5 protein-coding genes are annotated in these 10,896 nt (G+C 68.1%); 4 read left to right on the top strand and 1 reads right to left on the bottom strand.

The window, feature by feature from the left end; translation table 11 throughout:
• Window positions 1-264 precede the first annotated feature (264 nt).
• From AC069H_RS33140 to AC069H_RS33125, 4 genes are all read left to right on the top strand, one after another.
• Window positions 265-849, top strand: a complete 585-nt coding sequence (locus AC069H_RS33140) for a hypothetical protein (protein WP_478234951.1) — start codon at window positions 265-267, stop codon at window positions 847-849.
• Window positions 850-866: 17 nt separating this feature from the next.
• On the top strand, window positions 867-2,876 hold the full coding sequence (locus AC069H_RS33135; RefSeq protein ID WP_478226846.1) for a flotillin family protein: 2,010 nt from the start codon (window positions 867-869) through the stop codon (window positions 2,874-2,876).
• Window positions 2,873-7,756, top strand: a complete 4,884-nt coding sequence (locus tag AC069H_RS33130) for a DNA repair ATPase (protein ID WP_478234950.1) — start codon at window positions 2,873-2,875, stop codon at window positions 7,754-7,756. The genes AC069H_RS33135 and AC069H_RS33130 overlap by 4 nt, the downstream gene beginning before the upstream one ends.
• Before the next feature lie 414 nt (window positions 7,757-8,170).
• On the top strand, window positions 8,171-9,367 hold the full coding sequence (locus AC069H_RS33125; protein ID WP_478235039.1) for an HNH endonuclease signature motif containing protein: 1,197 nt from the start codon (window positions 8,171-8,173) through the stop codon (window positions 9,365-9,367).
• 549 nt (window positions 9,368-9,916) lie between these two features.
• On the opposite strand, the gene AC069H_RS33120 is transcribed toward AC069H_RS33125, so the two are convergent.
• Window positions 9,917-10,837 carry a GbsR/MarR family transcriptional regulator gene (locus AC069H_RS33120; RefSeq protein ID WP_478235038.1) on the bottom strand — a complete coding sequence of 307 codons (921 nt, stop codon included), beginning with the start codon at window positions 10,835-10,837 and terminating at the stop codon, window positions 9,917-9,919.
• Window positions 10,838-10,896: the final 59 nt, after the last annotated feature.

Raw genomic sequence — 10,896 nt, 5'->3', positions numbered from 1 at the left:
GGGGGGGGGGGGGGGGGAAGGGGGGGGGGGAGGGGGGGGGGGGGGGGGGGGGGGGGGGTTTTTTGGTTTCCCACCCAAAAACCCCCCCCACGACCACCCCGGCCGACTCGGTTCCGGCGCCTTTGTCGCATTCAGAGGACGAAATGCGGCGACCTCCCGCACGCTTCCGCACACCGTGACCCAGTCGTAGCCGAAAACGGCCCGCCCGCGCTCACGCGCTGGTTATAGTCCTGACCCGGGGTAACGGGGGAGGGAACGACGGCGATGGGCGGGTTCGTCACCGCGGCTCTGGGGTTTCCGGCCGTGCTCTTCAGCTTCCTGCTGATCGTGGTGATCGGCTACTGGCTGCTTGCCCTGCTGGGCGCCGTCGAGCTCGACGAGTTCGACGGCGGCGACGGGCTCCTGGTGGGCTTCGGCGGGGTCCCACTGTCCATTTCGCTCTCCTTACTGATCGCATTCACCTGGTTCACCAGCCTGGCAGGGACGGTTCTTCTCGATGACCTGGAGCTTTCGACACCATCGAGGATCGGGCTCGGGGTCGGCGTGCTCGTCGTCGCGCTCGTGCTCGGCGCACTTGGGACGAGGGTGATCGTGGTGCCGCTACGTCGTGTCTTCGGCCCCGCGAAGGAGCCGAGCAGGAGGGACTTCGTCGGCAGGGCCGCGGTCATCCGCACCTCGTCGGTCACCCATGACTTCGGCCAGGCCGAAGTCGCCGCCGCCGACGGGTCCACGGCCATTGTGGACGTTCGTCAGGCCGGCGAAGGCAACCTCACGGCGGGCAGCCGCGTAGTTCTCTATGACTACGACTCCGAAGGCGAGTTCTTCTGGGTCGAGTCCTTGGACATCTGAAGCAGAAAAGGAACACTATGGGTGCCATCAGTGTGGGGGCCGGCGTGCTGATCGCCGTGGTAGTTGTCATCCTCCTGGTCTTGCTCTTCACGATCACCAGGTTGTTCAAGAAGGTGCCGCAGGGGAAGGCACTGATCATCTCGAAGGTCCGCCGCGTCGACGTGACGTTCACCGGCGCGATCGTCCTGCCGGTGCTGCACAAGGCCGAGATCATGGACACCTCGGTGAAGGCGATGGAGATCACCCGGACCGGCCGCGAGGGCCTGATCTGCCGGGACAACATCCGCGCCGACATCCGGATCTCGTTCTTCGTGCGGGTCAACAAGACCGTCGAGGACGTGATCAAGGTCGCGCAGGCCATCGGCACCGAACGCGCGAGCGACGAGGCGACCCTGCAGGAGCTGTTCAACGCCAAGTTCTCCGAGGCCCTGAAGACCGTCGGCAAGCAGCTGGACTTCGTGGACCTCTACACCAAGCGCCACGAATTCCGCGACCAGATCATCCGCGTCATCGGCACCGACCTCAACGGGTACAGCCTGGAGGACGCGGCCATCGACTACCTCGAGCAGACGCCGATGGCGCAGCTCGACTCCGCGAACATCCTCGACGCGCAGGGTATCCGCAAGATCACCGAGCTGACCGCGATCGAGCACGTGCGCACGAACGAGTTCCGCCGCAGCGAGGAAAAGGAGATCACCCGCCAGAACGTGGACGCCAAGGAGGCGATCCTCGAACTGGAGCGGCGGCAGGCCGACGCCGAGATCAAGCAGCGCCGCGAGGTCGAGACCATGCGGGCGCGCGAAGAGGCCGAGATCGCGAAGGTGCAGGCGGAGGAGCGGCTCAAGTCTCAGGCCGCGCAGCTCCGCACGGACGAGCAGCTCGGCATCCAGCACCAGAACCAGCAGCGTGAGATCGAGGTCGCCGGCAAGAACCGTGAGCGGGTCATCGCCATCGAGAGCGAGCGCATCGAGAAGGACCGGCTGCTCGAGGTCATCGGCCGCGAACGTGAGACCGAGCTGTCCCGGATCGCCAAGGACAAGGAAGTCGAGACCGAGAAGCGGTCCATCGCCGAGGTGATCCGCGAGCGGATCGCGGTCGAGAAGACCGTCGCGGAGCAGGAAGAGAACATCAAGAAGCTCCGCGTCGTCGAAGAGGCGCAACGCCAGCGTGAGGCCACCATCATCCGGGCCGAGGGGGAGGCGCAGGAGAACCTCGTCAAGGACATCAAGGCCGCGGAAGCCGCCGAGGCCGCGTCGAAGCACAAGGCCCGCGAGGAGCTGACGCTGGCCGAGGCGCGCCAGCAGGCCGCCGAGCTGGAGACCAGGGCGAAGATCCGCCTGGCCGAAGGCATCCAGGCCGAGGAGGCCGCCGTCGGCCTGGCGGCGGCGCAGGTCAAGGAACGCGACGCCGACGCGCTGGAGAAGGTCGGCCGCGCCGAGGCCATCGTCGAACGCGAGAAGGCGATCGTGCTCGCCGACGCGATGCGCGACAAGCTCAAGGGCGAGGCCGAAGGTCTCACCGAGAAGGCCGCCGCGATGGCCGCGCTCGACTCCGCCAGCCGCCAGCACGAGGAGTACCGTCTGCGCCTGGAGGCCGAGAAGGAGATCCGGCTCGCCGCGCTCAACGTGCAGCGTGAGGTCGCCGAGGCGCAGGCCACGGTGCTGGGCATCGGGCTGGAGAAGGCCGACATCGACATCGTCGGAGGCGAGACGATGTTCTTCGAGAAGGTGATCGGCTCGATCGGGCTCGGCAAGAGCGTGGACGGTTTCGTCGAGCATTCGGACGTCGTCCAGACCCTCGGGAAGTCGTGGCTCGACGGTTCGGGCAGCTTCACCGACGACCTGACGAAACTGGTCGGCTCGGTGAGCACGGAGGACGTGAAGAATCTGACGCTGTCGGCCTTCCTGGCCAAGCAGCTGCAGGCGGGCGGCCCGGACAGCGGCAAGGTGCAGGAGCTGCTGGCCATGGCGCAGCGGCTCGGCCTCGCCGACACCTCTGTGGCCGCCCTCGCCCCCGCGAAGCAGTGACGACGACCGAACCGGCGGCGGGAACGGAGCAGCTGGACGCGGGCACCTACGAGGTGCTCCGCGCCCGGCTCGCCGCACAGGCCGCCGAACTGGCGAAACGCGCGGACGAGCTCAACAAGGCGCGGCTCGGGGTCTTCGGCAGCGCGCAGCTCGCGCTGATCGGCACGGAGCGGATTCGCACCGCGAACAACTGCGTGCCGCGGGACGTCGTGTCGGTCGGCGGGCGGATGCTTTTCGGCTACAACGTCTTCATCGGCCTCAAGCCCGAGACGACGGTCGATGACGTCTTCTCGCTGCACGGCTTCAGCCACGACGAAGAGGCGTTCCGCTTCGATGACGTGCCCGCCGAAGAGCTGCCGGAGCTGCTGCGCGACGAGCAGTTCGTCCGCGACTTCGCCGAGCTGTACCGGTACTACCGGCAGGCGAAGCTGCTGCAGCTGCGGCGGGTCGAGGGCAAACTGCTCGCGGTGTTCCAGATCGGTCCGCGGACCGAGGACATCCGCGTGCTGCGCTGGGGGATCGCCGCCGACGGCACGGTGTCCTATGTGGACAGCCGGGGCGAACGGGACCACGTCTTCCCGCCGTCGCACGACTTCGAATGGATCGAGACGAGCCGCGAACAGCATGTTCTCGGCCGGCATCCGCATATCTCGATCGAGGACGAGGTGTTCGTCGAGACCGTCGGCGGCAACCTGACGATCAAGGTCGAGAACAACACCGAAACCGGTGAGGGCGTCTACGCCGAGGCGGTCGACGAGCCGCTGCAGAGCCTCGCCGACGCCGAGGTCTCCTACGCCAGGATCGGCCCGCTGATCCTGCTCCGGATCCTGCCGTACAAGGAGACGGTGTACCGGTACCTGGTGTTCAACACCCGCACGCGGGACGTGGTGCGCCTCGACGGGATCGGGCAGGCGTGCCAGCGGTTGCCCGAGGACCACGGGATCATCTTCCCCGGCGGCTACTACCTCGACACGGGTGTCAGCAAGACGTTCGACACCACCGTGGACGAGCTCGAATTCGAGCGTGTGATCCGCTCGCCCAACGGGGAGGACGTGCTCTACGTCTTCCACGCGCGGACCGACGGACGCTCGCTGCTCCTGCCGTACAACGTGATCCGCAAAGAGGTCTCGAACCCGATCCCGTGCCACGGGTACTCGCTGTTCGACGACGGCACGATGGTGCTGTTCCGCGCGCTGTCGGACGAGCCGAGCCGTGTGCACCCGATGCAGGTGTGGCGGACGCCGTTCCAGTCCGACACCTACGCCGCGTCGCAGCCCGCCGGGACCGGGCCGCTGGAGCGGGTCGGCAACGCCGATCTGGTCCGCGGGATCTCCGACTGTCTCTCGATCGGCCGGATGGTCGGCGAGATGGCGCCGTCGGCGGCGGTGTTCGAGGCTCTGATCGCCGCGTGCGCGCGGGTCTTCGACCACTACCACTGGCTCGGCGAGGCCGAACTCGGCGATCTGCGGTCGCCGCTGTCGGAGGTCCGGGTCACCGCGGAGCAGGTGCTCGACGAGTTCGAGACGGTCACCGCGCTCACCTCGCAGGCGGCCGACGCCGTCGAGGAAGCCGCCGCGGAAACCGCCTCGCTCGTGCGGAAGGTGCGGGGCGAGGCGCTGAACGCGGCCGACGCGTGGGTGCGCAGGCTCGCCGAAATGCATCGCGCGCGAGGGCATCTCGTCACCGTCCGGGAGTTGCGGTACGTCGACACCGGCCGTGTCGACAAGTTGATCGCCGATCTCGACGGAAATTTCAGCGAAGCCGCTCAACGCGCCGTCCGGTTCCTGCAGGGCGAAGACGCGTTCACGAGCTACCACGCCGAGGTCGACGGGCTGATCGAGGCCGCGGGCGCGATCTCCACGGTCGCCGAAGCCGTCCCGGTCGCCGAACAGCTGGACGAGCAGTCCGGCGGACTCGAAGTCCTCACCGACGTCGTCGGGGGGTTGGAGATCGCGGACGCCGTGGTGCGGACGAAGATCCTCGAACGCGTCGGCGAGGTCATCGGCGCGGTCAACCGGGCACGGGCCACCCTCGAAGCACGTCGCAAGGAACTGCTGGAGACCGAGGGCCGGGCGGAGTTCGCCGCCGAGTTCGCGCTGCTCGCGCAGGCGATCACCGGCGGGCTCGCGGTCGCGGACACCCCCGACCGTTGCGACGAACAGCTCGGCAGATTGCTGCTGCAGCTGGAAAACCTCGAGTCGCGGTTCGGCGAGTTCGACGACTTCCTCGCGTCGCTCGGCGAGAAGCGCACCGACGTCTACGAGGCGTTCTCCTCACGCAAGCAGGCGCTGCTCGACGAGCGGGCCCGCCGTGCGGACAGGCTGGTCGACTCGGCCGAGCGGATTCTCTCGAGCGTCACCAGGCGGGTCGGCACGCTCGGTTCGGTCGACGAGATCAACACCTACTTCGCTTCCGACCCGATGGTCGCGAAGCTGCGCAGCGTCGTCGCCGAACTGCGGGACCTCGGCGACCAGGTGCGCGCCGAAGAGCTGGAAGGCCGGGTCAAGGCCGCCCGGCAGGAAGCGGGCCGCGCACTGCGCGACCGGCTCGACCTCTACGGCGAGGACGGGGAGACGATCCGCCTCGGCCGCAACACCTTCGCGGTCAACACACAGGACATCGACCTCACCCTGGTGCCGCACGACGGCGGGATGAAGTTCGCGATCACGGGGACCGACTACCGCTCGCCTGTGCGGGATTCCTCGTTCGAGGAGACGCGGCAGTATTGGGACCAGCTGCTGGTCTCGGAGTCGGCCGAGGTCTACCGCGCCGAGTACCTGGCGACGTCGATCCTGGCCGAACAGCCGGATCTGCAGGAAGCCGATCTGCTGGACGTCGTCCGGCGGGTGGCGGGGGACCGCTACGACGAGGGTTACGCGCGTGGTGTGCACGACCACGACGCCGCCGCGATCCTGTCGGTGTTGTTGCGCCTGCGATCCGGGGCCGGGCTGCTGCGTTACCCGCCCGCCGCCAGGGCCGCCGCCCAGCTGTTCTGGGCCTTCGGCGCCGATGAGGCGGCGAAGTCCGCGTGGACGACGCGCGCCGCGTCGCTCGCGCGGGTGCGGGAGGCTTTCGGTCACTCCACGGCGATCGACGCGCTGGCGCGGGAACTCACCGAGGCGGTGGGCGCGTTCGCCACGTCGTCCGGCCTGGCGCTGGACATCGAACTCGCCGGCGAGTACCTGTTCGAGGAGCTGGCCGACGCGTCGCCGGGTTTCGTCACCAGCGGTGGCGCGCGGACCCTGCTCGACAAGTTCCGGCTCGACCGCCGGACCTTCGCCGAAGACCTGCGCGCCCTCGAAGACCTCGCGGACCGTCACCAGCTCGCCGAGGCCTGGCTTCGGTCCTTTGTGGATTCGGCAGGTCTGCCTGACGACGAGCTGGCGGAGGCCGTCGCGATCGAACTGGCCGACCTGCCCCGTTACGACTCCTCGGCGGAGCTTTCGGCCACTGTGGGCGGTCTGCTCGGCGCGCATCCGCGGATCGTCAACCGGACACTGACCCTGCGGCTAGACGAGACGCTGGCCAGGACGCTGCGCTTCCGGCGCGACCGGGTGCCGGGTTTCCGGGCGTACCAGCGGCTGCGCAACGATCTGGTGACGGCCGAACGCGACAGGCTGCGGCTGAGCGAATACAAGCCGAAGGTGATGAGCGCCTTCGTGCGCAACAGGTTGCTCGACGAGGTCTATCTGCCGTTGATCGGCGACAACCTCGCCAAGCAGCTCGGCGCGACCGGCGACGCGCGGCGGACCGACCAGTCCGGTCTGCTGCTGCTCATCTCGCCGCCCGGTTACGGCAAGACGACCCTCATGGAGTACGTCGCGAGCCGCCTCGGGCTGGTGTTCGTCAAGGTGAACGGGCCGGCGCTCGGGCACGAGGTCACGTCGGTGGATCCGGCGGACGCGCCCAACGCGACGGCGCGGCAAGAGGTCGAGAAGATCTCTTTCGCGCTGGAGCAGGGCAACAACGTGCTGTTGTATCTGGACGACATCCAGCACACGTCGCCGGAACTGCTGCAGAAGTTCATCTCGCTGTGCGACGCGCAACGGCGGATGGAAGGCGTGTGGGAAGGCCGGACGCGGACCTACGACCTGCGGGGCAAGCGGTTCGCGGTCTGCATGGCGGGCAACCCGTACACCGAACAGGGCAAGCGGTTCCGGATCCCGGACATGCTCGCCAACCGCGCGGACGTGTGGAACCTCGGCGATGTGCTGTCGGGCAAGGAAGAGCTGTTCGCGCTGAGCTACATCGAGAACTCGCTCACCGCGAACACCGTCCTGGCCCCGCTGGTCTCGCGCGAACGGTCCGATGTGGACGTTCTCGTCCGGCTGGCCCGTGGCGACGGCTCGGTGCGGGCGGATCAGCTGAAGCACGCGTACTCGGCGACTGAGCTCGAGCAGATCCTCGCCGTACTGCGGAAACTGATCAAGGTCCAGCGGATCGTCCTGACGAACAACCAGGCGTACATCGCTTCGGCCGCGCAAGCGGACTCGTCCCGCGTCGAACCGCCGTTCCAGCTGCAAGGCTCGTACCGGAACATGAACAAACTCGCCGGCCGGATCGTGCCCGCGATGAACGACGCCGAACTGGAAGCGCTGATCGACGACCACTACGCCGGCGAAGCGCAGACACTCACCTCTGGCGCCGAAGCGAATCTGCTGAAACTGGCGGAACTGCGCGGACGGCTGAGCTCCTCGGAGGCGAAGCGATGGGCGGACGTGAAGGCGGCTTACCTGCGCGCGCAGGCGCTGGGCGGGGACGACGAGGACCCGATGAGCCGCGCGGTCGGCGCGATGGGCTTGCTGGCGGATCGGGTGGGGGCGGTCGAGGCGGCTATCGAACGGGCTTCGGAGCGGATGGTCGTGCGGGATGTGATGTAGGGCTTTCCCGGTGGGCGGGCTCGGTTGCTTCTCGGCGGGTTCTTGCTGGGCGTTCGGGTGGCAGATTCTGTCGGCGGCCTGCCTTTGTCACCGGAAATCGGCTATGTGATCCGGTGGCTACCTCAGTGCCGGAAATCGGCGACGGACGCCCGGTGGTGCCTATCGGCAGGTCTCGGCTGAGACCTTGTTGCCGGAAGTCGTCGACGCTGCGCGGATGCCCTCGTTGTCGAGAATCGGCGGCGCCGCCCGGCTGCTATGGCTGCCGGGCCTCCGCCGAGTGCTCGTCGTCGAAAATCGGCGATCCCGCCCCTCGTCATGAAGCCGGAAACTGTCGGTGGCCGGTCGTATGGTCGTGGGGTGGACACACATTCCGCGCCTGTGGCGCTACTGGAAAAACTCACTGAACCCGAGGTGCTGGAAGCGGTGAATGCTTCGGTCACTTCGTTGGACGACAAGGATTCCGTCGCTGTCGCGCAAGCGGCGTCGGCCGGGATCGCGCGGCTGGAAGCGGTCCGGTTCCGGGCGCTGGCGCAGCTGAACCGGCATCGCGACGGGGCGCGGAGCGTCACGCAGGAAGTCGCCTTCGCGCTGTCTCTTGTGGACAATCATGCCGGTGCGATGGTCGCCGCTGCCGACGCGTTGACCGCCCGCCTGCCCCGCACTCTGTCCCTGATGGACCTAGGAGAAGTGAGTGGCTTCGGCGCGATGAAGGTCGCCGCGGCCACCGCGTGGCTGTCGGACGAGGACGCCCGTACCGTCGATTCGCTCCTGGAGGAGCGGTTACCGGGCAGGAACCCTGATCAGATCCGGAAAGCAGCGAACCACGCGGCGAACACCGTCGACCGCGAGGGCGCCGAAGCGCGGGCCGAACGGCATCGCGAAGGCCGTCGCCTGACCTTGCGGCAAGGCGAAACGGGAGTGGCGTCGATCGAGGTCGAAGACGGACCGGTCGAGAAAGTCACCGCCGCCTACCGGCGCATCGATCGGGAAGCACGGGCGCTCAAGACCGGGGAAGAGACCCGCACCCTGGAGCAGCTACGCGCCGACGTCGCGCTCGACCTCCTGCTCGGCGGCCAAGGCGGCACCGGTGAACGCACCGAAGTGTTCCTGTACATGGATCTGTTCACCTACCTGGGCCTCAACGACGACCCGGCGGAGATGGCCGGACACGGCACAGTCCCCGCCGGACTGGCCCGGCACATCGCCACCGGCCCGAACACCGTGCTGCGCCGCATCATCACGGACCCGCTCTCCGGCCAGGTACTCGATCTCGGGCGGGGCCGGTATCGACCCACCGCCGGTTTGGACGAGTTCGTCCGGGTCCGGGACCGCGAGTGCCGAAGACCCGGCTGCCACCGTCCCGCGCAAGCATGCGACATCGATCATTCCGTGCCCTGGCAGCACGGCGGCCATACCAATGTCGACGAACTGATCGATCTCTGCCGACGTGACCACCGCCTCAAAGACGAACCCGGCTGGACCTACCACCTCGCCACCGACGGCACCCTCACCATTACCACCCCCACCGGACAGAGCTACGACAGCTCACCCCCGCCGCTTCACGTACCCCGCCCAAGGACTCCGCTCGCCGACGAGCCACCACCGTTCTGAGTCTCATTGCCGGGAATCGGCGATAGGCGGCTTTGTGCGGAGGGCTCGACTTTCACCTTCAAGGACGCTCACAGGCAAGTCTTGCTGTTAGAACCGCGTCGCCGGAAAGTGGCGACGGGCGGCCTGTGTGGAGGGCTCGGCTTTGGTTCTTCGGGGCTGTCGCCGACAAGTCGCGCCATTAGGCCAGCGTTGCCGGAAAGCGCGACGGGCACCGCGTGCGCAGGAGACTCCGCGTTGGCCTATCGAGGTTCGCCGCTGGCAAGCCTCGCCATTGGACTCGCTTTGCTGGAAAGTGGCGACGGGCGGCGTGCGAGGAGGGTGCCGCTTGGTCCTTTGAGCGGCGCTGGCAAGTCGCACCGTTAGACCGGCGTTGCCGGAAAGCGGCGACGGGCACCGCGTGCGCAAGGGCTCTGCTTCGGCCCCTTCAAAAGCCGCTGCCAAAACTCGCCATTAGGCCAGCGTCGCCAAAAAGCGGCAACAGGCGGCGAGTCCGCAAGACTCCGCTCAAACCGGGCGCAGCCATCGCCTACCCGAGCCACCCGGGGCCACTCAAGACCTCAAAGCAGCCAACTGCGCAGTCGTGAGCCGTTCCGCCAACGGGACCGCCCGATACTCCCCAGCGCGAGAATCCACCCGAACCGGGCCGGCGATGTGCGGGTGCTCTTCCGCCACCCGCAAGGCGGCCGCGGCCCGCTCGGTGGACCAGTCCAGTGCGGACGCGAGGGCAGGAAGGGAGAGTGCGCGCCCGGCGTGGAGGAGTGCGGTGAGTACGGTCAGCGCGTCACCGGCGAATACGGCGACGCGGTCGTCGTGCATGACTTCGTCGATGCGGGCGTGGAACCGGGAGAGGTCGTCCAAGCGGGCGCCCGCGGGTGTCGCGACGCCGAGGACTTCGGCGCCCTGGCGGGAGACCTTGACCCATTCCTGGTTCGAGCGGACGCTTTCGGCCCAGACTCGCTGCGGCATTTCCTCGTCGATGACGTACTGCTCACGGCGGCCGTCCCGTTCCCGCTTGAGCATCGCCTGCGCTTCGAGGTAGGCGACGGCGTTCGAGATCGAGGCCGGGCTGACCTGGAGCCGCCGGGCGAGTTCGGCGGCGGTGAGCACGCCGTCGTCGCTGACGGCCAGGCAAGCGAGGACGCGCGCGGTCATCCGGGGGAGTCCGGTCGCCACGATCATCTCGGCGAAGTCGGTTTCGAAGGCGCGTACGGCTTCCGGGTCCCGTCCGTAGCCGTTCTCGAGGACGGGGACGGCGCGCGGTCGCGGTTTGCGGCGCCGCGCGCGTTCGCCGGTCACGCGGTTCGCTTCGTCGGCGCGGTAGCCGGAACGGCCGCTGTTGCGCGCGACCTCGCGGCTGATCGTCGACGTCGGCCGCCCGAGCCGCCGGGCGATCTCGGCGTAACCGAGACCGTCCTTGAGCCAGGTCGCGATCAGCCGGCGGTCCTCCTGGGTCAGCCTGCCGCCCGGCATGGGCACCTCCTGTGCGTTCACGCGCAGATCATTGCAACGAGACGTTGCATTCACCGCCA

The sequence above is a fragment of the Amycolatopsis sp. NPDC043887 genome (genome assembly GCF_056435665.1).
The sequence above is the reverse complement of the archived record's forward strand: the minus strand, read 5'-3'. Positions and strand labels throughout refer to the sequence as shown.